Origin of the sequence: Rhodococcus sp. Chr-9, assembly GCF_000801125.1 — a bacterium.
GTDB classification, from domain to species: Bacteria; Actinomycetota; Actinomycetes; order Mycobacteriales; family Mycobacteriaceae; genus Rhodococcus; species Rhodococcus pyridinivorans.
Genome location: NZ_JTIZ01000110.1, coordinates 25,211 through 47,271 on the forward strand (window position 1 = coordinate 25,211; position 22,061 = coordinate 47,271).

General features: G+C 67.3%; 20 protein-coding genes. 11 read left to right on the forward strand and 9 right to left on the reverse strand.

Annotated features, from left to right (window positions below):
* Positions 1 to 31 precede the first annotated feature (31 nt).
* From QR64_RS17670 to QR64_RS17715, 10 genes are all read left to right on the forward strand, one after another.
* Complete coding sequence (locus QR64_RS17670) at positions 32 to 946, forward strand: FAD binding domain-containing protein (protein ID WP_019290758.1); 915 nt, start codon at positions 32 to 34, stop codon at positions 944 to 946.
* Entirely contained in the window at positions 943 to 1,614 is a 672-nt protein-coding gene (locus QR64_RS17675) for a (2Fe-2S)-binding protein (RefSeq protein ID WP_006551027.1), read from the forward strand. Before QR64_RS17670 ends, QR64_RS17675 begins: the two co-directional genes overlap by 4 nt.
* Entirely contained in the window at positions 1,611 to 4,139 is a 2,529-nt protein-coding gene (cutA, locus tag QR64_RS17680) for an aerobic carbon-monoxide dehydrogenase large subunit (protein WP_006551026.1), read from the forward strand. Before QR64_RS17675 ends, cutA begins: the two co-directional genes overlap by 4 nt.
* Entirely contained in the window at positions 4,136 to 4,813 is a 678-nt protein-coding gene (locus QR64_RS17685) for an SRPBCC family protein (protein ID WP_039586497.1), read from the forward strand. Before cutA ends, QR64_RS17685 begins: the two co-directional genes overlap by 4 nt.
* Positions 4,814 to 4,957: 144 nt before the next feature.
* Positions 4,958 to 7,060: a hydantoinase/oxoprolinase family protein gene (locus tag QR64_RS17690; RefSeq protein WP_039586498.1), complete on the forward strand. Its 2,103-nt coding sequence runs from the start codon at positions 4,958 to 4,960 to the stop codon at positions 7,058 to 7,060.
* A complete protein-coding gene (locus tag QR64_RS17695) occupies positions 7,057 to 9,009 on the forward strand; it encodes a hydantoinase B/oxoprolinase family protein (RefSeq protein ID WP_006551022.1) in 1,953 nt (650 codons plus the stop codon). The genes QR64_RS17690 and QR64_RS17695 overlap by 4 nt, the downstream gene beginning before the upstream one ends.
* Positions 9,009 to 9,857 (forward strand): SDR family oxidoreductase, encoded by an 849-nt coding sequence (locus tag QR64_RS17700; protein WP_039586499.1) that lies wholly within the window; start codon positions 9,009 to 9,011, stop codon positions 9,855 to 9,857. Before QR64_RS17695 ends, QR64_RS17700 begins: the two co-directional genes overlap by 1 nt.
* Before the next feature lie 26 nt (positions 9,858 to 9,883).
* The gene (locus tag QR64_RS17705) at positions 9,884 to 10,699 is read left to right on the forward strand and encodes an enoyl-CoA hydratase (protein ID WP_006551020.1); all 816 of its coding nucleotides are present in this window, start codon (positions 9,884 to 9,886) and stop codon (positions 10,697 to 10,699) included.
* A 57-nt stretch (positions 10,700 to 10,756) separates the two neighbouring features.
* On the forward strand, positions 10,757 to 12,274 hold the full coding sequence (locus QR64_RS17710) for an acyl-CoA synthetase (RefSeq protein ID WP_039586500.1): 1,518 nt from the start codon (positions 10,757 to 10,759) through the stop codon (positions 12,272 to 12,274).
* A gap of 40 nt (positions 12,275 to 12,314) precedes the next feature.
* Entirely contained in the window at positions 12,315 to 13,466 is a 1,152-nt protein-coding gene (locus QR64_RS17715) for an acyl-CoA dehydrogenase family protein (protein WP_039586501.1), read from the forward strand.
* 30 nt (positions 13,467 to 13,496) lie between these two features.
* Here QR64_RS17715 and QR64_RS17720 read toward each other — a convergent pair whose 3' ends face one another.
* The 5 genes from QR64_RS17720 to QR64_RS17745 form a co-directional block, all read right to left on the reverse strand.
* Positions 13,497 to 14,336, reverse strand: coding sequence for an alpha/beta fold hydrolase (locus QR64_RS17720; RefSeq protein ID WP_039586503.1), 840 nt, complete (start codon positions 14,334 to 14,336; stop codon positions 13,497 to 13,499).
* A 75-nt stretch (positions 14,337 to 14,411) separates the two neighbouring features.
* Positions 14,412 to 15,011, reverse strand: coding sequence for a class I SAM-dependent methyltransferase (locus tag QR64_RS17725; protein ID WP_084222359.1), 600 nt, complete (start codon positions 15,009 to 15,011; stop codon positions 14,412 to 14,414).
* Between the two features lie 475 nt (positions 15,012 to 15,486).
* Positions 15,487 to 15,996, reverse strand: coding sequence for an acyl-CoA thioesterase (locus QR64_RS17735; RefSeq protein ID WP_006551015.1), 510 nt, complete (start codon positions 15,994 to 15,996; stop codon positions 15,487 to 15,489).
* 63 nt (positions 15,997 to 16,059) lie between these two features.
* Positions 16,060 to 16,539, reverse strand: coding sequence for a MarR family winged helix-turn-helix transcriptional regulator (locus QR64_RS17740; protein WP_039586507.1), 480 nt, complete (start codon positions 16,537 to 16,539; stop codon positions 16,060 to 16,062).
* Between the two features lie 43 nt (positions 16,540 to 16,582).
* Entirely contained in the window at positions 16,583 to 17,545 is a 963-nt protein-coding gene (locus QR64_RS17745; RefSeq protein ID WP_006551013.1) for a DNA-3-methyladenine glycosylase family protein, read from the reverse strand.
* A gap of 97 nt (positions 17,546 to 17,642) precedes the next feature.
* Between QR64_RS17745 and QR64_RS17750 the strand changes: the two genes are divergently transcribed.
* The gene (locus tag QR64_RS17750) at positions 17,643 to 18,161 is read left to right on the forward strand and encodes a ribonuclease H (RefSeq protein ID WP_033098456.1); all 519 of its coding nucleotides are present in this window, start codon (positions 17,643 to 17,645) and stop codon (positions 18,159 to 18,161) included.
* Positions 18,162 to 18,173: 12 nt separating this feature from the next.
* Here QR64_RS17750 and QR64_RS17755 read toward each other — a convergent pair whose 3' ends face one another.
* From QR64_RS17755 to QR64_RS17770, 4 genes are all read right to left on the reverse strand, one after another.
* Entirely contained in the window at positions 18,174 to 18,932 is a 759-nt protein-coding gene (locus QR64_RS17755; RefSeq protein ID WP_033098433.1) for an ABC transporter ATP-binding protein, read from the reverse strand.
* A complete protein-coding gene (locus QR64_RS17760; RefSeq protein ID WP_232333396.1) occupies positions 18,929 to 19,939 on the reverse strand; it encodes an iron chelate uptake ABC transporter family permease subunit in 1,011 nt (336 codons plus the stop codon). The genes QR64_RS17755 and QR64_RS17760 overlap by 4 nt, the downstream gene beginning before the upstream one ends.
* Entirely contained in the window at positions 19,926 to 20,894 is a 969-nt protein-coding gene (locus QR64_RS17765; protein WP_033098431.1) for an ABC transporter permease, read from the reverse strand. The genes QR64_RS17760 and QR64_RS17765 overlap by 14 nt, the downstream gene beginning before the upstream one ends.
* A 100-nt stretch (positions 20,895 to 20,994) precedes the next feature.
* Entirely contained in the window at positions 20,995 to 21,978 is a 984-nt protein-coding gene (locus QR64_RS17770; protein WP_052227353.1) for an ABC transporter substrate-binding protein, read from the reverse strand.
* Positions 21,979 to 22,061 lie beyond the last annotated feature (83 nt).

The following is a 22,061-nucleotide window of genomic DNA, read 5'->3' on the forward strand; positions in this document are numbered from 1 at the left end:
CCGATCACACTATGCGGGCAGGATCTGTTCAATGAAACCGTCGCCACTCACCTACCACCGACCGCGGTCGATCGATGAAGCCTGCGAGATCCTCGCGGGGGTCGCGCACGAGGGCAAAGTGCTCGCCGGCGGCCAGTCACTGATTCCACTGCTGTCGATGCGCCTGGCGGCACCGGCTCACCTCGTCGACATCGGCTCGATCCCGCGCCTCGACGCGATCTCCGCTTCACCGGAACTCGGCGTCACCTTCGACGCTCTCACCACCCACACAGCGCTCGAATCCGATTCGACGGTCGCGCAGGTCCAGCCCCTGCTGGGCCGCGCGCTCCGGTTGGTCGCACACCCGACCATCCGCAATCGCGGAACGACCGTGGGATCGATCGTCCACGCCGATCCGTCCGCGGAGATGCCGGCCGTGCTGTCGCTGCTCGGGGGAACGCTCACGGTTCGCTCCGTCCGCGGAGTCCGGCAGATCCCCGCCGCCGAGCTGTTCGCCGGGCCGCTCGAATCGACCCTCGAGGCCGACGAGATCGCCACCAGCGTGACGGTGCCGGCTGCGCGGCCGGGCACCGGCACCGCCATCGACGAGATCGCACGACGCCACGGCGACTACGCACTCGTCGGCGTGGTCGCGCAGGTGGAGGTCGAGGACGGCGCGGTGACGTCCGCCCGGATGACCTACGTCTCCGCGGGAGAACTCGGGCAGGTCGTCGACTACACCGACATCCTGCGCGGAGCCTCGGCGCACGACGAGCGCGACCCGCTCTGGCAGCAGGTCGCGGAGAAGGCACGCGAGACCGTCGAGACGGAGGCGGACATCCACGCCACCGACCGCTACCGGTCGCAGCTGGTGGCGGCACTGACCGGCCGTGTCGGCTTCGCGGCCGCGCAGGACGCGATCCGCGACGACACACGGGTACCGATGCACACGGGAGGAAGTCGATGACGAGCTCGATCCACAAGGGTGGTCGCGATGCCTCGCGGCGGACCGTCGCCGAACAGGTCGACGAGCTGCAGGCGGAGACCGGCGAGCACCACGTCGCCGTGACCTTCACCCTCAACGGCGTGACGCAGACCGTGGTGCTGCCCTCGCGCACGCTGGCATCGGACGCGATCCGTCATCACCTCCGCCAGACCGGGACCCATGTGGGATGCGAGCACGGTGTGTGCGGCGCGTGCACGGTTCTGCTCGACGGCAAGCCGGTGCGGTCGTGCCTCGTGCTCGCTGCGAGCCTCGAGGGCCGCTCGGTGACGACGGTCGAAGGGCTCGTCGAACCGGACGGCACCCTGCATCCCGTGCAGGAGGCGTTCGTCGACTGCCACGGTCTGCAATGCGGTTTCTGCACACCGGGATTCGTCACCACGATCGCCGCTTTCCTCGAGGAGAACCCGTCGCCCACCCACGAGGAGGCGACCGATGCGATCGCCGGCAACCTCTGCCGGTGCACGGGCTACCAGAACATCCGGGCGGCCGTGCTGCGCGCCGCCGAGATCAAGCGCGAACGGTCCGGAGGGTCACCGCTCGGCCCCGACAGCGAGGCGGCACGCGCCTCGCTCGACGCCAAGGTCCGCGGCGCCACCGCTCCGGTCGGAGGAAAGGCAGGACGAGCATGACCAGCGTCTCCGATTCGCCCGTCTCCACCTCGGTCTCGACGAGCACGGCAACCGACCTCGCCCCCGCCGACATCGGTGGTGCCACCGAGTCGGGCAAGTCGTTCGGCAAGCCCATCCCGCGTGTCGAGGACAACCGGCTCGTCAGCGGTAACGGCCGCTATCTCGACGATCTCGGGCACGGCGCGCTCGCCGCGGCCTTCGTCCGGTCGCCGCACGCGCACGCCCGCATCCTCGACATCGCCGTCGATGCGGCTCTCGAACTGCCGGGCGTGCACGCCATCTACACCTACGACGATCTCGAGGCCGACTCGCCCGAGATGGCCGAGAATCTCCCACTGCTCATCCCGCACCCCGCGATCACCGCTCCGCGCAACGGATATCCGCTCGCCAAGGACGAGGTGAACCATGTCGGTGAGGCGATCGTGATGGTCGTGGCCGACAACCGGTACATCGCCGAGGACGCCTGCGCGCTGATCGACATCACCTACGAGGCCCTTCCGGCCGTGGTCGGTGTCGACACCGCACGCAACGCCGAGCACGTCGTCCATCCGGATGTGCCCGACAACGTCGCGGCGCACCTCCAGCACGGGTTCGGCGACATCGAGGCGGAACTCGCCGCGGCACCGCACACGTTGACCCTCGACCTCGAGATCGAACGTTCGGCGTCGATGCCGATGGAGGGCAAGGGCGTCTACGCCCGCTGGGACGACGACGAGAAGGTGCTGACCTTCTGGACGTCCACCCAAACCTCGACGTCCGCCCGTGCTGCGATCGCCGCGCGACTGGGCATGGCGCACAACAAGGTCCATTGCATCGCCCCCGACGTCGGTGGTGGTTTCGGTGTGAAGATCGTCCACCCGTGGCCCGAGGAGGTCATGGTCACCTGGGCCGCCCGCAAGCTGGGGCAGGCCGGGATCTCCAGCGAGGTCAAGTGGGTCGAGGACCGGCGCGAACATTTCATCTCGAGCGCCCACGAGCGCGGGCAGGTCCACGAGGTCACCGTCGGGTTCGACGACGACGGCAGGCTGCTGGCCTTCGACTTCTCGATCTGGCACGACAACGGCGCGTACCTGCCGTACGGAATCATCGTGCTGCTCAACACCTCCACCCAGGTGCTCGGCCCCTACAAACCGCGCGCCTTCCGGGTGGACGCCTATTCGCTGTACACCAACACGGTCATCGTCACGCCCTACCGCGGCGCGGGACGACCCCAGGGCGTGTTCGCAATGGAGCGGGCGATGGACGCCATCGCCAAGCATCTCGGCAAGGATGTCCTCGAGGTCCGCGAGACCAACTTCATCCGCCCCGAGGAGATGCCCTACGACTTCCACCTGATCTTCCAGGACGGCCGTCCCCTCATCTACGACACCGGCGACTACCAGGCCGGAATGGACAAGCTCAAGAAGCTCATCGGCTGGGACGAGTTCGCCGAGTACAAGGAACGTGCCCGCGCCGAGGGCCGCCGCGTCGGAATCGGTGTTGGAGCGTACGTCGAGGGCACGGGACCGGGCCCGTACGAGGGCGCACACGTGCTCATCGAGACATCGGGCAAGGTCAAGGCCGCCACGGGCCTGACCACCCAGGGCCAGGGACACCAGACCTCCTTCGCGCAGATCGTCGCGGACGATCTCGGTGTGCCGGTCTCCGATGTCGAGATCGTCACCGGCGACACCCGCCGATTCGGGTACGCGGTCGGCACGTTCGCCTCGCGCGGTGCCGTGATGTCCGGATCCGCATTCCACGTCGCCGCGCAGATGGTGGCGGAGAAGGCGAAGAAGATCGCCGCGGACCACCTCCACGCCGATGTCGCCGATCTCGAACTGCGCGAGGGGCACGTGTGCGTGGTGGGCACCGAACCCGGCGCGGAGGGCACCTCGATCCCACTCGGTGTCGTGGCCGTACTGTCGAACCCGCTCCGCTACGCCTTCGACGACGCATCCCGTCGCGCAACGGGATTCGCGAACGCCGAGACCGACATGTCGGTGCCGCCCGTCCTCGAGGGTGAGCAGCCCGGCCTGGAGGCGACCGGCTACTACTCGCCGCCCACCTCGACGTTCGCGTCGGGAATCCACGCGGCGATCGTCGAGACCGATCCCGTCACCGCCGAGATCCGGGTGCTCCGGTACGCGGTGGTGCACGACTGCGGCAACGTCATCAACCCGCGCATCGTCGAAGGCCAGGTGCAGGGCGCGGTTGCGCAGGGCATCGGCGGCGCACTCTACGAGAAGATCGTCTACGACGAGCACGGGCAGATGCTCAACGCGTCGTACATGGACTTCCTCATGCCCTTCGTGACGGAGATGCCCGACTCTCTCGAGATGGACCACACCGTCACCCCGTCCGCACTCAATCCCCTCGGGATGAAGGGCGCCGGTGAGGCCGGTGTCATCCCGACCTCGGCGGTGATCGCCGCGGCCGTCGAGGACGCGGAGGGTATCCCGATCACCAGCATGCCGATTTCCCCCTCGGAGTTGTTCGAGCTGCGTCTGACCCACGCGGCGTCCCGAAACAAGGAGAACGAATGAGAATCGCCGGTACCGCGCAACTGCAGGCACCTCCCGACGTGGTGTACGACAGCCTGCAGGACGGCCGTGTTCTCGCGGCGACGATCCCGGGCGTGCAGTCGCTCGAGCAGATCAACGACAACCACTACAAGCTGTCCATCACCGCCGGAGTGGCCTCCATCAAGGGCACCTACGACGGGGAAGTGGTTCTGTCGCAGCAGAATCGCCCCGAATCGTTCGTGATGACGGCATCGGGATCCGGTGCCCCGGGAACGGTCAAGGCCGATGTGACGGTGCGTCTCGAAGAACGCGACGGCGGCACCGTGCTCACCTACGACGCGGACGCGGTCGTCGGCGGCATGGTCGGTGGTGTCGGACAACGGATGATCACCGGTGTCGCCAAGAAGATGGCCGGTGTGTTCTTCAACGGCATCGACGGTGTGATCGCCGACGGTCTGCCGGCGGCGCCGAGTGCGGCTGAAGCCGAAGTTGTCGCGGGCATGAACGGAGCCGAAGTGGCCGAGGTCGCCGAGGGTGCGGGTGTGAAGACCACCGCGCTGCCCGTGGCCGCTGCGTCCGCTGCACCGGTACCGGCCGGAACACCTTCGGTAGCAACCGTTCTGCTGTCCGCGGGAGTGGGCGCCGGTATCGCGCTGGCGGGCGTCGCCCTGGGAGCGATCCTCGCCCGACGCTGACCTTCTCGTCGAATCTCCACGGCACCCCCGGGCCATCACGGCCCGGGGGNTCGGCGAGATGTGACAAAGAAACACCGCCGCTCAGGGGGTGGAATGTCATCAGACGTCAGGTGGGACACCGGCGAGACGAACCCAGGAGGAAACATGGGATCCAGGAAGATTCGGGTCGGTATCGATACCGGCGGAACATTCACGGACGTGGTCGCGGTGGACGACGAGTCCGGCGCCATCGTCACCACGAAGACCCCGTCGACACCGCAGGATCCGGCCATCGGCTTCCTCGCAGGCATCGAGAAGGTCCTCGCGCAGCTCGGCGAGACCGGCGACGCGATCGACGCCGTCAGTCACGGCACCACCGTCGCGACCAACAAGCTCCTCGAGGGCAAGGTCGGCACCCTCGGATTCATCACCACCGAGGGCTACGAACACGTCCTCGAGATCGCCCGCCAGTCGGTCCCCGACGGCTACGGCAACTCCTACTTCTGGGTCAAGCCCGACCGCATCGTGCCGGCCGACCGTGTCCGCACCATCCGCGGTCGTCTCGCCTACAACGGCAGCGAGATTCGTCCCCTGAACGAGGACGACGTCCGCGCCGCCGCCCGCTTCTTCAAGGACCGCGAGATCCGCACCGTCGGCGTGTGCCTCATGCACTCTTACGCCAACCCCGAGCACGAGCGCCGCGTCCGCGACATCCTCATGGAGGAGTACCCGGAGGCGACCGTGAGCATCTCCAGCGAGGTGCTGCGCGAGTACCGCGAGTACGAGCGGTCCATCACGACCCTCGTCGACGCCGCGGTCAAGCCCAACATCCGCAACTACGTCAACAACATCGCGAACCGGCTCCGCGAGTTCTCCTCCGCCGAGGGCGAACAGCGCGACATCCCGTTCTACGTGATGAAGTCCAACGGTGGCGTGCTGTCGGCGAAGGAGGTCGTGCACCAGCCGATCACGACCGTGCTCTCCGGCCCTGCAGCCGGTGCCCTGGGTGCGGCCCTGATTGCCGGCGTCGCCGGTGTCGACCAGGTGCTGACCTGCGACGGTGGCGGCACCTCCACGGACGTCACCGTGGTCGTCGGCGGCGAGCCGGCACTCACCACGGAAGGTCGCGTGGGTGTCTACCCGTCCAAGATCCCCATGATCGACGTGGTGACCGTCGGCGCCGGCGGTGGCTCCATCGCGTGGATGACCCCCGAGGGCACCCTGCGCGTCGGCCCGCAGTCGGCGGGCGCCGATCCCGGACCCCTGTGCTACGCCAAGGGTGGCAACGAGCCGACCATCACCGACGCCCACGTCCTGCTCGGTCGCATCCCTCCCCACCTGCTCGGCGGTGAGATCCCGCTCGACACCGAACTCGCCCGCAAGGGCGTCGAGGAGCTCGCACACCGTCTCGGCCTCGAATTCGAGGCGTGCGCCACGGGCATTCTCGAAGTGTCGGCCTGGAACCAGGCCAACGCGCTGCGCCAGATCACCGTCAAGCGTGGTCTCGACGTCCGCGACTTCACCTTGGTGACCTTCGGCGGCTCCGGGTCGCTGCTGGCCTGTCGCCTCATCGACATCCTCGGTCTCAAGGACGTCCTCGTGCCGCTCGAGCCCGGCAACGTCTCGGCCTTCGGGCTGCTGACCGTCGATGTCCGCAACGACTATGTGCAGACGCACGTCAGCCGCCACGACCGGTTGGAGATCGAGGAACTACAGGCCGGACTCGACGCCCTCGCGGCCGAGGCCGAACGTGCCCTGGAGGACGAGGGATTCGGGCCCGATCAGCGGCAGTACGCCCGCTCGGCGGACCTGCGCTATTTCGGCCAGGCCTTCGAGGTGCGTGTGCCGGTCGGCGACGGCCCCATCACCCAGGAACTGATGGACGAGGCGGCCGAACGCTTCCACCAGGCCCATCGCGAGCTCTACGGCTACGACTTCCGCAACGATCCCCACCAGCACGTGGAATGGGTCAACCTCCGCGTCAGCGGTATCGGCCCCATCAAGCGACCGGAACTCGCCGAGATCGCCCCGGGCACGGGGGCGGACGACGCGCTCACCGGCACCCGTCAGGCGTACTTCGACGAGTGGGTCACCACCCGCGTGTACGACCGCGCCCGCCTCGGCGCCGGCGACGAACTCGAAGGTCCCGCCGTGATCGAGGAATTCAGCTCGACCATCCCGGTTCATCCCGGATTCCGCGCTCGCATCGACACTTTCGGCAACATCCGCCTCAGCAAGACGTCCGACTCGAACGGAGCCACCCGATGACTGCGACTCTCGAACCCGCCGCGGCCACGACCCGCAAGCCCTTCCGGCTGACCGACGCTTCGGGTAGCGCTCCCGATCCGGTGCTGGTCGAGATCGTCGCCGGCTACCTCGCCAGTGTCGAGATGGAGGTGGAGACCTCCATCTCCCGGACCTCGCGCTCGCCGATGATCCGCGACGCCCACGACTTCCGTGCCGGCATCCACGACCGCAACCTGCGCAAGCTCACCGGTCGTTCGTACTCGGCGCTCGTGCATCCGGTGGCGCGGGACTTCCCGCTCGAGACGATGAAGCCCGGCGACGTCTTCTTCCACAACGACGTCTACCTCTCCGAAGGCGGCATCGGGCACCTGCCCGACCTGTGCGTCACGGTCCCGGTCTTCGCGACCCGCCCCGGCGACACCGAGCCTTCGGTGGTCGCGTTCGTGCAGGCCTTCGGCCACCACGACGACATCGGCGGTTGCTGCCCGGGCTCCATGCCCTCGGGTGCGACCACCGTGTACGAGGAGGGACTGATGGTCCCGCCGATCAAGCTGTGGGACCAGGGCGTTCCCAACGAGGCGGCGCTGCGGATCATGACCCGCAACTCCCGCATGCCCGATTCGCTCGCCGCCGACCTCGACGCCGAGTGCTCGGCGTGCCTCATGGGTGCGCGTCGACTGTCGGAACTGTTCGAACGCTACGGTGTCGAGACCGTCGAGGCCTGCTTCGACGCGATCCTCGACGCCACCACGGAGACCTACCGCCGCGAGATCCTCAGCAAGATCCCGGTGGGCACGTACACCTGGGAGGACTACGCCGAGCACGACGGTGTGGACGAGCCCATGCTGCACGTGCAGCGCATCACCCTCACCAAGACCTCCCCGGAGGACGAGGGCGGCGAGCGCCTGATCCTGGACTTCAACGGCACCGGTCCGCAGGCGAAGGGCCCGATCAACCACTGCGGTGACTACGCCGACGGCAACTTCCTCATCAAGTGGCTGGCGCCGATCCTCCGCAACCTGGCCGACACCCCGGACCGCATGGCGGAACTGGACGTCAACGAAGGTGTCGTGCCGCTGATCGAGATGAGGTTCCCGGAGCCGGGCACGCTCATCACGCCGATCTTCCCCGCTCCCACCAACGCTCGCACGTTCGTGATCCTGCGTCTGCTCGGTGTGCTCTCCGGTGTGGTCGCCAAGGCGGTCGACGGCAACATGCCCGCCGACCAGGAGACCATCCGCTACACCGGTGTGTACGGCGAGGACTTCGACGGCCACTCCTACCTCATGCGTGAGGTGCTCGGCGGCGGCTCCGGCGGCCGGCACTACGCCGACGGTGAGGACACCATCCACGTGGTGCCCGACTCGCGGAACCTGCCCACGGAGTTCACCGAGAGCCGTTTCCCGTTCATCGTCGAGAAGCTGGGTCTGGCAATCGATTCCGGTGGGGCCGGCCGCTACCGCGGTGGTCTCGGCTACGAGAAGCACATCCGCATGCTCAAGGACGCGAACTTCATGTCCATCGCGGACCGTTCGATCCTCGCCTGCTGGGGCGTCAAGGGCGGCAAGGCCGGCAAGCCGTTCTCCGTCACCCTCGATCCCGGCGGCCCGAACGAGCGCGAGTTCGACGCCCTCACGGACGCCGAGCCGATCAAGGCCGGCGAGGTCGTGCGCATCCGCACCACCGGTGGCGGTGGCTGGGGCGACCCGCTCGATCGTCCGATCGACGAGGTGGTCCGGGACGTGCTGTGGCGCAAGGTGTCCGTCGAGGGCGCCCGCGACGACTACGGCGTGATCCTGAAGGACACCTCGGCGGAGGAGCCCGTCGCCGACGTCGAGGCCACCGAGGCGCTGCGTGCGCAGATGCGCGCCGAGCGCGGCGAGGAAGAGCCCTTCTTCGACCGCGGTCCCGGTTACGCCCGCCTGTCGGGTGGTGCCGAGTTCGCCGAGTACGACTTCATCGGCAACTGATGTCGACGACGGCCACTTTCTCCCGCGGCACCGATCTCGCAGTGATCGGTGCCGCGGGGAAGACCGGAACGGCTGTCATCGCGGCGCTGGAGACAGCAGACACGACCCCCGTCCGCCGAGTGGTGCACACCGCTCGGCAGGCGGGGGATCGTGCTGTCGACCTCGAGACCGGTGCCGGGCTCGTCGACGCCCTGTCGGGCTGCCGTGGCGTCTACTTCATCGCCCCGAACATGCACCCCGACGAACCGGCGCTGTTCGAACGGTTCCTCGCGGCGGTGGCCGAGGCAGGTGTCGATCACGTCGTCTACCACTCCGTCGCCTGGCCGTACACGCCGGCGATGCCGCACCACCTCGACAAGGCGCGTTGCGAGGACATCCTGCACGCTTCCGGGGTGCGGTGGACCGTTCTGCAGCCCTGCGCGTACACGGAGAACTTCGCATCCGTCCTCGACGGCTCGGTCGATGCACTCGACGTCCCCTACGACCCCGACGCGCCGTTCTCGTTCGTCGCCCTGTCGGACGTCGCGACGGTGGCGGCCCGTGTCCTCGTCGAGGGTACGGACATCCACCACGGCGCCACCTACGAGCTCGGGGGACCGGACTCGGTGAGTGTGCGGCAGCTGTGCGCGGTCGCCGGGCGGTCGGTGGAGATCGAGCAGGTGTCCGTCCCGGTGTGGATGGAGCGCCACGGCCGCGACCTGCCCGCGGATACCCGGGAGCGTCTGGCGGCGATGTTCGACTTCTACGACGATCACGGCTTCGTCGCGGGAAGCGCCGTGACGGCGGCGCTGCTCGGTCGGGCGCCCGCCCGCGTCGCGGATCTCGTCTCGTCGATGCCGCGCCGGTAACCCGCCGGTGGTGTAGGAAAGGGAACGTGACGGATCGCTCTGCGGACGGCCCCGACGCCGTCGACACCCTGCCCCCGCCCGTGCTCATCGCTGTCGACGAGGCCAGCGGTATCGGGGTGCTCACCCTCGACCGCCCGGAGCAGCGCAACCCGCTGTCGGTGGAGACGATGCGCGAGGTCATCGCCGGTCTGACGGCGCTCGCGGCCGACACGAAGGTGATCGTGGTCCGCGCGGAAGGCCCGGTGTTCTCGGCCGGGCACGACCTGCGGCAGATGATCGGACGCACGCTCGACGAGGAACGCGCGATCTTCGAGACGTGCAACGAGATGATGCGGACCGTGCAGTCGATCCCTCAACCGGTGATCGCATCGGTGCAGGGCACGGCGCTCGCGGCGGGATGCCAGCTCGTCGCTGCGTGCGATCTCGCCGTCGCTGCCGGCGACGCTCGCTTCGGTACCCCGGGTGTGCGGATCGGGTTGTTCTGCTCGACGCCGATGGTCGCGGTCAGCCGCGCGATCGGCCGCAAGCGGGCGCTGCAGATGCTGCTGACCGGCGACACCATCGACGCGCAGACCGCCGCCGACTGGGGCCTGGTGAACTACGTCGTCGAACCGGAGACGCTGGAGACCGCGACCACCGAGCTCGCCCTGAAGATCGCCACGTCGTCCCCCGAGACGATGCGGATCGGCAAGGAGGCGTTCTACCGGCAGATCGATCTGCCGCAAGAGACGGCCTATGCCGCAATGGCGGAGACGATGGCGTCGAACGCGATGATCGACGACGCGCAGGAGGGGATGACGGCCTTCCTCGAGAAGCGGGCACCGGTCTGGAAGGACCGCTGATCCCGAGCGATCGCTAGGTCTGGACTAGTTGGTTGGACGTCCTATAAAGTTCACTGCATGACCCCCGACCCGCGTCAGAGCACCGTCGACGGCATCCTCCACCGCACCGCCGCGCGCTATCCCGCCCGCGTCGCACTCCGCTTCGGCGACCGGCAGTTCACCTACCGGGAACTCGACGACGCCGTCACCCGTGCCGCTGCGCACCTGCTCTCGTTGGGCCTGTCCAAGGGCGACCGCGTGGCCGCCTACGGCACCAACTCCGACGGCTACGCGATCGGATATCTCGCCGCTGCCCGCGCCGGCCTGGTGCACGTGCCGATCAACTACGCACTGCGCGGCGAGGAACTGTCGTACCTGCTCGGTCAGTCGGGCGCGAAAGCCGTGCTCGTCGACCCCGTGTTGCGCGACAATCTCGACGCCGTCCTGGCCGACGTGCCGGCCGAGACCGTCGTCCCGCTCCGCGACGCCGACGACTCCCTGGTGACGGTCGCGCAGACCGGCGACGTGCCGGCGCTCGACGTCGCCGTGGCCGACACCGACCTCGTCCAGCTCCTCTACACCTCGGGCACGACGTCGAAGCCCAAGGGCGCCATGATGACCCACCAGGCGCTCACCTTCGAATACATGTCGTCGATCGAGGCGCTCGACCTGTCGGCCGGCGACGACCCGCTCGTGTGCATGCCGCTCTACCACTCCGCGGCGATGCACGTCTTCCTCATCCCGTACTTCGCGGTCGGTGCGACCGTGCGGCTGCTGCCCGCACCCGACGTCGCCGAGATCCTGCGGCTGGTGGAGGAGGAGCGCATCGGATCGCTGTTCCTCGCCCCGACGGTGTGGGTGCCGCTGACCAACCATCCCGACCTCGACGAGCGCGACCTGTCGTCGCTGCGCAAGGCGCAGTACGGAGCGTCGATCATGCCCGTCACCGTCCTCGAGCGACTCCGCGGCCGCTACCCGGAGCTCGGCTTCTACAACTGTTTCGGCCAATCCGAGATCGGTCCGCTCGCCACCGTCCTCCGCCCCGAGGAACACGACGCGCGTCCCGCCTCGTGCGGCCGGGCCGTGCTGTTCGTCGAAACCCGCGTCGTCGACGCCGACGGCAACGACGTCCCCGACGGTGAACCCGGTGAGATCCTGTACCGCTCACCGCAACTGTGCCTGGGCTATTGGGAGAATCCCGCCACGACGGAGGAGGCCTTTCGCGACGGCTGGTTCCACTCCGGCGACCTCGTCACCCGCGACGCCGAAGGCTTCATCACCGTCGTCGATCGCATCAAGGACGTCATCAACACCGGTGGCATCCTCGTCGCCTCACGTGAGGTCGAGGACGCGATCTACACGCATTCGGCCGTCGCGGAGGTCGCGGTGATCGGTACTCCGGACGAGAAATGGATCGAAGCGGTGACCGCGGTGGTCGTCCTCAAGGACGGTCACGAGCTCGACGAGCCCACCTTGATCGACCACGTCAAGCAGCGCCTCGCACCGTTCAAGGTGCCCAAGGCCGTTCGCTTCGCCGACGTCCTGCCGCGTAACCAGAGCGGCAAGCTCCTCAAGCGCGAACTGCGCGGATCCTGACCACTCCGACCGAACACTGCGAAAAGGAAATCCGAACCCGATGCCGAAGAAGCACGTCGCCTCCTGGTACGACGACGAGGTCTCTGCCGTCTACGATCTCGCGCGCGAGTTCTTCGATCGCGAGGTCATGGGCAAGGCCGAGAAGTGGGATTCGCAGCGTCGTATCGATCGTGAGGTGTGGCTCGAGGCCGGCAAACTCGGTCTGCTGTGCTGCTCGATCCCCGAGGAATACGGGGGTGGCGGCGGTACCTTCGCGCACGACCTCGCGGTGTTCGACGCGCAGGGCTACTCCGGCGATCTCGCGTTCGGCAACTCCGTGCACAGCGGCATCGTCGCGCACTACATCCTCGAATACGGCAACGAGGAGCAGAAGAAGACGTGGCTGCCGGGCATGGCCACCGGCGAGATCCTCGGTGCCATCGGCATGACCGAACCCGGCGCGGGTTCGGACCTCAAAGCGATCAAGACCACCGCGGTGCGCGACGGCGACCACTACGTCGTCAACGGCTCGAAGACCTTCATCACCAACGGTTCTTCGGCCGACGTCATCGTCCTCGCCGTCAAAACCGACCCGAAGGCAGGCGCCAAGGGTGTGTCGCTGGTCATCGTGGATCTCCGTGACGCCCCGGGCTTCTCGGTGGGCCGTGTGCTCGACAAGGTCGGCCAGCACGCCGCCGACACCTCCGAGCTGTCGTTCGTCGACGTGCGCGTGCCCGTGACGAACCTGCTCGGCGAATCCGAAGGTCTCGGCTTCGGTCAGCTCATGGCACAGCTCGTGCAGGAACGTCTGATCATCGGCGCGCAGGCCGCCGGTGCGATGGACCGGGCCGTCGAGGAGACCGTCCGCTACACCAAGGCGCGACAGGCGTTCGGGCACAGCCTGTTCGAGTTCCAGAACACGGCCTTCGAACTCGCCGAGTGTCAAACCATCGCCCGCACCTGCCGCATCTTCCTCGACCACTGCATCGAGCAGCACCTGAAGGGCCAACTCGATCCGTCCGATGCCGCGATGGTCAAGTACTGGCTGACCGACAAGCAGTGCGAGGTCATCGACCGGTGCGTGCAGTTGCACGGCGGCTACGGCTACATGCGCGAATACCTCATCGCGCGGATGTACGAGGACGCGCGCGTCCAGCGGATCTACGCCGGCGCGAACGAGGTCATGAAGCAGATCATCGCGCGGGCGCTGTAACCGCCGAGTCGTATCCGGATGCGGGACGTCTCAGCGTGCTGTGGCGGTCAAGAACTCTTCGATCGCCGCCGTGAGCTTCTCGGGCTGGTCTTCGGCCAGCAGGGTGTAGCTGTCGTCGATTTCGACCAGCCGCGCGTCGGGGAAGGCCTCGGCGAGGCGTCGCCCGTGATCGCGCGGCATCATGCGGTCCTCGGTGGCCCACACGACCAGCACCGGCCCGGAGAATTGCGCCGCTTTCGCAGCGATCTCGAGCAGCTGTTGCTTGGGCGGGGCCGAGAGTGCGTACTTGGCCAGATCACGCCGGATGTTCCGGTCGACGGTGGCCGGGCGGAACCAGGCGTCCATGACGGGGCCGGGTACCGGACGTTTGCTCATCCATCCCCAGGTGCCGGGGCCACGCCGGCCGAACTTCGTGCCGAGCACCGCCATGAGCAGGCGTACCCCACCCGGAAGCTTGACCAGCGGCAGGAGTCGTTTCACCGGGCCGGGAGGGTAGTTGTCGAATGCCTCGCACGCGGCGAGCACGAGTCGCGAGACCCGTTCGGGATTCGACACGGCGAAGAAGGCCTGGGCGCCGCCCCAATCGTTCTGGATCAGCGTGACGTCACGCAGGTCGAGAGCGTCGAGGAACTCCCCGATGAGATGGCCCATGCCGACGAGGGTGAGGTCTGCCTCCGGGCGCATCGGTATGCGGTGCGAGCCGAGAGGCCAGGTCGGCGCGATGCAGCGGTAGGTGCCGCGGAGTTGTTCCACGACGTTTCGCCACGCGGTTCCGTCCATCAGTAGACCGTGGATGAACACGAGAATCGGTCCGTCGCCACCGGTGTCCTCGTACTCGATCGTTCCTGCCGAAAGCTCGATGTCGAACACGCGATCCCCCTTCGCGTCGAGTCGTCGAGATACTTCCACAGTTCGACGCCGATCACCGGGATTTCACTGATTCCCTCAGAGGGGCTTGGTCCAGTCCAGCGTGTAGCGGTAGTAGAAGCGTCGATGGATACGGCTTCCGGGCAGCACCATCGCGGCCGCGCGACGGATATCGGCGAGTGACTCGCGGGGTTGTTCGGTCGTCATGCCGGGGTAGCCGGATTCGCGGTGGATGGTGCTCGCTACGCGAACGGGAAGAACAAGGGCCCCGGCGACGAGCCGATCGATCACGGTCTTGTTGGCAGACAGCCCCACGATGCACAGGCTCCCTTCCGGGGCCAGAAGTTCTCGCATGCGTTCGAGCGCGATGATCAGCGGCATGTGATGGAGGGTGGCGACGCACGTGATCAGGTCGAAGCGCCGATCATCGAGTTCCGACGAGGTGAGGACATCTCCCTCGACGACGTGCGCGTCGGGGGTGTCGGCAAGGCGTGCGCGCGCTCGGGCGACAGCCGAGTGATCCGAATCGATGCCGGTGACCGATGCAGCTGCCGTGGCGAGTTTCCGAAGGAGAAGTCCGTCGCCGCAGCCGATATCGAGGACGCTGCTGTCACGGTGCGGAACCGCTGCGAGCAACTCCGAGTGGAAGACCGTGTTGTGATTCCAATACTCGGTCACGATGCTCCTTTCTCGTCGTCGGGAACGTGTCAGGGTGCATGAGGTCGGGTCCGCGGAATCGCCGACGGTATCGAGCGTGAACTCTACGCATCGGGCTGGGGCACCTGCCACATCGTCGGGAACTCCCTCCGTGGACAGGTCGGGTTCGAACTCGAACGCCATGGCCGTGCACGTTCGCCGGCTGCTGTCAGTCCGAGTCGCGGTCGGAAACGTTTGTCATGGAGGGAGTTCCGTATCGGCTTGTCGTTCATTGCGCAGTTTCCGTTGGCGGCAGCGGCGCGGGTGCTCGGTGAGCGGGCCTGGGCACGGCTCCAACGACCGATCCTCCGGAACGCGAGCCGGCGACTCGACGCCATACCACCCGAGGATGCTGCGAATGTCGTCCGCGCAGTGTCCCACTGCCCGATCTACCTCACGAGGCTGCTCGCCGGCCTTCGCGACGGGCCGTTGACGGACCTTCACCGGGTGAAGGCACCTACCACGGCCGGCTCGTGGTGAGATACTTCGCCATCTCCTGACTCTGCGCGCGGTGCATGCGGCGGTGCTCCGCCCGCTCGTCACCGGACTCGTTCAGCTTGCGTTCCTCGTCGGATTCGGGTAGCACCGGTGGGACCTGCATGGTTCGACCGCCGTCGTCGACGGCGACGAAGGTGAGGAAGGCGGTGGCGGCGATGCGCCGCTCCCCGCTGCGCAGATCTTCGGCGGTGACCTTGACGAAGACCTCCATCGAGCTACGTCCGGTCCACGTCACGAACGACTCGAGGCACACCGAATCGGACGGACGGACGGGTTCGAGGAAGGCCACGGAATCGGTCGACGCCGTCACAACCGAGGCACGACTGTGACGGGTCGCCGAGATCGACGCGGTCATGTCGATGTCGCTCATCAGCTTCCCGCCGAACAACGTGTTGTGGTCGTTGACGTCGTTGGGAAACACCCTGCTGGTCTTGACGACTCGCGATTCTCGGCAAGGTTTGGCCTGCACGCCGATGGTCCTTTCGTAGATCGTGCTCACGGCTGGATCTCCGCCGGATGCACCTCTACAAGCCTACGACTGCTGCGCGGAAATCGGCGCAGGCCTGGTGTGATACTCGACAATTCTGGTCAGCATGGCGGTGAGCTGTGCGCGTTCGGCCGCGTCGAGGGGAGCGAACGCCTCGTCCTGCGCCGAGGTGAGCATCCGGTCGAGATCGAACAGTCGCCGGCGCCCGCGCTGGGGGAGGGTGATGATGTTGCGTCGCCGATCGGTCGGGTCGGGTGCTCGTTCGACGAAACGCCGGTCGACGAGTGCGTCGACGGCGGCGGCGACGTCGCTGCGATCGAGTCCGCAGCGACGGGCGAGGTCGATCTGACTGGACGGACCGTGTACCTCGAGGGCGGCCAGGATCCGGTAGTGGTGACCTCGGGCATCGGCGGAATCGAGGCGGTCGAACACGACGCGATGCACGTGTCGCGCCGCCAGGGTCATCAGATAGCTCGGGAGGTGTCCGAGCCGATCGGGGCCGGCCGCGTCGTGGGTGGCGGACATGTGACCGAGTCTACGATTACGGGCCCTGTGGATCGAGACCCCGTCACCGCCGACGGTGGTCGGTGATGGGGGTGCGAGGGCCGCGTTTCGGAACCTGCGCGTACCCACCGGACTCCACGATCAGTCGAACCGCCCGATAGCGTTGCGGGCGCAGGGGTTCGAGGTATTCGATCATGCCGGGATCGTCGAGGGGCTTACCGAGCAGCGCCCATCCGACGACCTTCGCGAGGTGATAGTCGCCGACGGAAAGCGCATCGGTGTCGCCGAACGCGCGCTGGGCGACCTCCGCGGCCGTCCACACGCCCACCCCCGGCACGACCCGCAACTTCCGTCGGGCGTCGGCGGCCGGTTCATGCACGAGGCGCTCGAGGGAGTCGGCGACCTGCGCGCACCGCACCACAGTGCGTGCGCGGCCGGGGTCGACGTTCGCCCGATGGAACTCCCAGGACGGCACGGTCCGCCAGGTCGCCGCGGAGGGCGGCACGCGCATGCCCTCCGGGGCCGGACCGGGCGCCGGATCGCCGAACCACGTGACGAGACGACGCCAGGACGCGAACGCCGCCACCCCGTGCACCCGCTGTTCCAGGATGGCCGGCACCAGGGATTCGAGCACCCGGCCCGTGCGGGTGATGCGCAGGGCAGGCATGCGTCGGTGCGCCTCGACGAGCAGGGGATGCTCGGGTACGAAGCCGGATGGGTCGTCGTCGGCGCCGAGCAGCGCCGGAAGCCGATCGACCAACTCGGATGCGCCCGGACCCCACGCCAGACACCGCGCGCCGTGCGGACCGTCCTGGGTGAGTCGGTACGTCACGGCACCGGTGTTCATCCGGGAGGTACGCCAGACGGCGCCGGCGACGACGCGATGACACGGATCCCACGGCCCGCGCTGCAGCGGGCGCAGGGTGCGCACCACGTCGACCGGCCACGGCACGCGCACGCGGGTGTCGAGGGGTGCTTCGTCCGCCACGCTCGCGATGCGACGGCCTCGCTCGTCGGACACGGTCACCGTCCTACCGTACTCTGTGCGCTGGAGCCGACTTTCGCGACTCTGTGCGCTCGAGCCGACTTTCGTGGTGTCGGAGGGTGCGGCTATGGTCGGGCGCATGATCATCGTGAGCACCGACGGATCCTGCCTTCGCAATCCCGGTGGCGCCATCGGGTGGGCGTGGGTCAATCACGAGGGGCCCAGCGCGTCGGGCGGTGAGCGTTCGGGCACGAATCAGATCGCCGAGCTCCGGGCGGTGCTCGAGGCACTGCGCGCGCATCCCGGCGCCGAGCCGATGATCATCGAATCCGATTCGCAGTACGCGATCAAGTGCGCCTCCGAATGGCTGCCCGGATGGAAGCGCAAGGGTTGGAAGACGGCCACCGGCGCGCCGGTGAAGAACCTCGAACTCGTGCGCGCCATCGACCGCGAGCTCACCGACCGCACCGGTCCGGTGCGGTTCCGCTGGGTGCGCGGCCACGTCGGCAACCACTTCAACGAGATGGCCGACACGCTCGCCGGCCAGGCCGCCCGCGAGATCGCGGCGCAGCCCGGACCGATCGAGGTGCCGAGCACGCCCGTGGTCGCGCACAAGCCGCCGAAGTGCGCCGACGACGCCGAATTGACCTTGTTCTGAGCGAAGTTCCGCTCAGCGCGCGTAGACCGCGGTGGGTTGCCCGTTGATCGCGTGGACGGTCACGGGGGTATCGAACACGTCGGTGAGGATCTCGTCCCGCATGATCTCGTCGGACGTGCCGCTGGTGACGATCAGGCCGTCGCGCAACGCGATGATGTGATCGGAGTACGCGGCGGCGATGTTCACGTCGTGGATGACGAGCACGATCGTCTTGCCCAGTTCGTCCGCTGCCCGCCGCAGCTGACGCATCATCAGCACGGCGTGCTTCATGTCGAGGTTGTTGAGCGGCTCGTCGAGCAGCACGTACTTGGTGTCCTGTGCCAGCACCATCGCCACGAAGGTGCGCTGCCGCTGACCGCCGGAGAGCTGGTCGAGGAAGCGGTCTGCGAGGTCGGTGAGGTTGAGGAATTCCATCGCCTCGTCGACGTGCCGCACGTCTTCCGCGGTGAGTCTGCCCTGGCAGTGCGGGAATCGACCGAAGCCGACCAGTTCGCGGACCGTCAGGCGCGCGGTGATGTGGTTCTCCTGCCGCAGGATCGACAGATGCTTGGCCAGCTCCCGGGTCTTCGTGGAATGCACGTCGAGTCCGCCCACGGTGACGGTGCCGCTGGTGGGTTGCAGCAGTCGGCCGATGATCGTCATGAGCGTCGACTTGCCGGCACCGTTCGGTCCGATCAGGGAGGTGATGCCGCCCTCGCGGATCGTGCCGGAGACGGGTCCGAGGACCCGCTTGTCCTGGTACGACATCGAGACGTCGTGGAACTCGATCACAGCGTTCCCTTTCTCAGGAGCATGAACAGGAACAGGATGCCGCCGACGAACTCGATGATCACCGTCAGGAACCCGCCCGCGTAGAAGACGTGCTGCATGAAGAACTGGCCGAAGGCGAGGGTGATCACGCCGAGCAGGAACGCCATGGGCATGACGTACTGGTGCTTGTACGAACCGGCGATCTGGTAGGCGAGGGTGGCGACGAGGAAGCCGAAGAAGGTCATGGGCCCGGCCAATGCGGTCGCGAACGCCACGAGCAGCGCGATGAGGACGAGCATCAGCGTCAACTCGCGCTTGTAGGCGACACCGATGTTGGTTGCGGTGTCGCGGCCGAGCAGCAGCGCATCGAGACGGTGGCGACGGCGCCACAGGATCACCCCCACGACGATGCAGATGCCGAATGCGAGGGGCAGATAGTCGCCGGGTACGGACGACAGGCGACCCATCAGCTCGACCGAGAGCATGTCGTACTCGGTGGGGGAGAGCACCCGCTGGATGAACGTCGAGAGACTGTCGAACGCCATTCCGAGTACGACGCCGACGAGCAGCATCAGGAACAGGCTGCCGAAACGGCCGGAGAACAACCAGCGATAGAGCAGCGTCGCCAGTGCCACCATGAGCCCGGTCTGGAGGACGAGCTTCGGGATGCCTTCGGAGGTCGCGATCGCGGTGGCTCCGAAGAAGAAGACCGTCAGCGTCTGCATCAGCGTGTACAGGGAATCGAACCCGATGATGGACGGCGTGAGGATGCGGTTGTCGGTGACCGTGTGGAACACGACGGTCCCCATGCCGTGCGCGAACGCCGCGACCACCATGGCTCCCAGGACGGTGAGCCGGCGAGGGAAGGTGAAGTCGAACGAGCCGCGGATGAACAGGAACAGATAGCAGGCGACCGCTACGGCGGCGATCGCGGCGACGATGGCCAGGCGCACTCCCGGCGACAGGCGACGGCGCTCACCCTTGCCGGTCGGGACGGCCCGGGCGCGTACGGAATCAAGCACTGACATGACGACGCTGCCTCAGAACGAGAGTGATGAAGACGACGGCGCCGACGACGCCGAGGACGACGGACGCGGGAATCTCCATGGGGGCGACGATCGTGCGGCCGACGAGATCGCACGCGAGAAGTAGTCCGGCGCCGATGACGGCGACCCAGGGCAGGTTCTTGTGCATGTCGTCGCCGAGCATCATCGACACGAGATTCGGGACGATCAGGCCGAGGAACGGGATGAAGCCCACCACCACGGTAGTGACGCCGGTGGCGATCGCGACGAGCATGACGCCGAGGAAGACGACCTGCTCGTACTTCAGCCCCACGTTGGTGGCGAGGTCTCTACCGAGACCGGCGATGGTGAACCGGTCGGCGAGGAGATAGGCGAGGACGGCGACGGCGAGCACCGCCCACAGCGGTTCGTAGAAGCCGCGAACCACGCTGCTGAAGCCACCCGAACGCCACGCCGACATCGACTGCAGCAGGTCGAAGTTGCCGGCGAGGAAAGTGGTGATCGAGCCGACCACGGCACCGAGCATGATGCCGACGAGCGGCACGATGATCGACGACTTCAGCGCGATCCGGCGCAGGACGACGATGAACACCATCGTTCCCGCGAACGCGAAGATCACCGAGATCACCATCTTGACCATCGGCGACGCGTCGGGAACGACGATCAATGTGGCCAGCAGGCCGAGACCGGCCCACTGCGCGGTGCCCGCGGTGGTCGGTTCGACGAACTTGTTCTGGGTGATCAACTGCATGATCACGCCCGAGATGCTCATCGCGACGGCCGCGAAGATCAGGGCGAGGGTTCGCGGCACGCGGGAGATGAAGAACATCTCGCGGGCCGCCGGGTCGTGGATCAGCGATTCGAGGGTGATGTCGTAGCCGCCGACCATCAGGGACGCCACGGTCAGTGCCAGAACGACCACCGAGATCACCGGCAGCAGCACTTTGTTCTTCGTCATGGGGGCTCGGATCCGGAGAAGGTGCGCTCACACACGCAGCCTGCCCCGGCCCGTGATTCGGGTCGGGGCAGGCTGCTGTGGAGCGTCGAACAACAGGGACTTACTGTGCCGACTGGTTCGCAGCTTCGAACGCGTCGGTGATCTGCTGGAACGCTTCGGTGTAGGACTCGATGCCCTCACGCTTGTAGAAGTCGCCGTCCAGGTAGATGATCTGGTCCTTCGTGGCGAAGGTGGTGTTGGCGAACGCTTCCTGCGCGTCGATCACCGCGGCGGCCGGCTGCGGGGCTTCCTCGCCCGGCACGGCGGTGGCGGAGTCGCGGTCCAGGACGATCATCCAGTCGGGGTTCGCCTGCGCGATGGTCTCGGGAGCGAGACCGGAATCGCCGTGGACATCACCGGCGTCGCCGGCGAAGACGTCCTTCAGGTTCACGCCCTCGAGGAGGCGACCGATACGGCCTGCACCGTTGTCGATCTTGCCGCCCGCGACGACCGCGAGGAAGACGCTCTCACCGTTCGTGGCGTCCTGGGCAGCTTCGGTGGCAGCCTCGAGCTCGGCGACGATCTCCTCGGCCTCGGCTTCCTTCTCGAAGATCTGCCCGAGCGCGAGGGCCTGATCCTTCAGTCCCTGGATGTAGCCGCCCTCGGAATCGTCCAGCGCGGAGACGTCGACGACCGGCGCGATCTTCGACAGTTCTCCGGTGAACTCGGTGAAGCGCGAACCACCGATGATCAGATCCGGCTCGGCCTCGCTGACCAGTTCGAGCTTCGGCTCGCGGTGCGTGCCGACATCGAGGATGGAGTCGTCCTCACGCCACTCGTCGAAGCCCGTGTTGGGGAGGAGGGTCTTCGGCAGGGCGACGGGCGTGATGCCCCAATCGCGCAGCATCTCGAACGACTTGTTGTCGAGGGCCACCACACGCTCGGGGTCCGTAGGAACTTCCATCTCACCGTTGTTGGTCTCGATGGTGACGGTCGCGCCGTTCTCGGCGTCGGCGCTGTCGATACCGCTGTCACCGCAGGCGGTCAGGACGAGCGCCCCGGCGAGGGCCGGTGCGAGGAGCAGGCGCTTGAGATTCAGTTTCACGGGTGACTCCGAGGAAGGGTCGGACGGCGTGCTGACATGTGCCAAGACGCTCGCGGATCGGTAATTCAAGTTTCACATAGTAT

Excerpts from the sequence above, each read along its gene's own strand:
- QR64_RS17765 (WP_033098431.1), bottom strand. The coding sequence starts at position 20,894 with ATGACGAAGAACAAAGTGCTGCTGCCGGTGATCTCGGTGGTCGTTCTG.
- QR64_RS17740 (WP_039586507.1), bottom strand. The coding sequence starts at position 16,539 with ATGTCCGCCACCCACGACGCGGCCGGCCCCGATCGGCTCGGACACCTC.
- QR64_RS17675 (WP_006551027.1), top strand. The coding sequence starts at position 943 with ATGACGAGCTCGATCCACAAGGGTGGTCGCGATGCCTCGCGGCGGACC.
- cutA (WP_006551026.1), top strand. The coding sequence starts at position 1,611 with ATGACCAGCGTCTCCGATTCGCCCGTCTCCACCTCGGTCTCGACGAGC.
- QR64_RS17670 (WP_019290758.1), top strand. The coding sequence starts at position 32 with ATGAAACCGTCGCCACTCACCTACCACCGACCGCGGTCGATCGATGAA.
- QR64_RS17715 (WP_039586501.1), top strand. The coding sequence starts at position 12,315 with ATGCCGAAGAAGCACGTCGCCTCCTGGTACGACGACGAGGTCTCTGCC.
- QR64_RS17710 (WP_039586500.1), top strand. The coding sequence starts at position 10,757 with ATGACCCCCGACCCGCGTCAGAGCACCGTCGACGGCATCCTCCACCGC.
- QR64_RS17750 (WP_033098456.1), top strand. The coding sequence starts at position 17,643 with ATGATCATCGTGAGCACCGACGGATCCTGCCTTCGCAATCCCGGTGGC.
- QR64_RS17760 (WP_232333396.1), bottom strand. The coding sequence starts at position 19,939 with ATGTCAGTGCTTGATTCCGTACGCGCCCGGGCCGTCCCGACCGGCAAG.
- QR64_RS17695 (WP_006551022.1), top strand. The coding sequence starts at position 7,057 with ATGACTGCGACTCTCGAACCCGCCGCGGCCACGACCCGCAAGCCCTTC.
- QR64_RS17685 (WP_039586497.1), top strand. The coding sequence starts at position 4,136 with ATGAGAATCGCCGGTACCGCGCAACTGCAGGCACCTCCCGACGTGGTG.
- QR64_RS17700 (WP_039586499.1), top strand. The coding sequence starts at position 9,009 with ATGTCGACGACGGCCACTTTCTCCCGCGGCACCGATCTCGCAGTGATC.
- QR64_RS17690 (WP_039586498.1), top strand. The coding sequence starts at position 4,958 with ATGGGATCCAGGAAGATTCGGGTCGGTATCGATACCGGCGGAACATTC.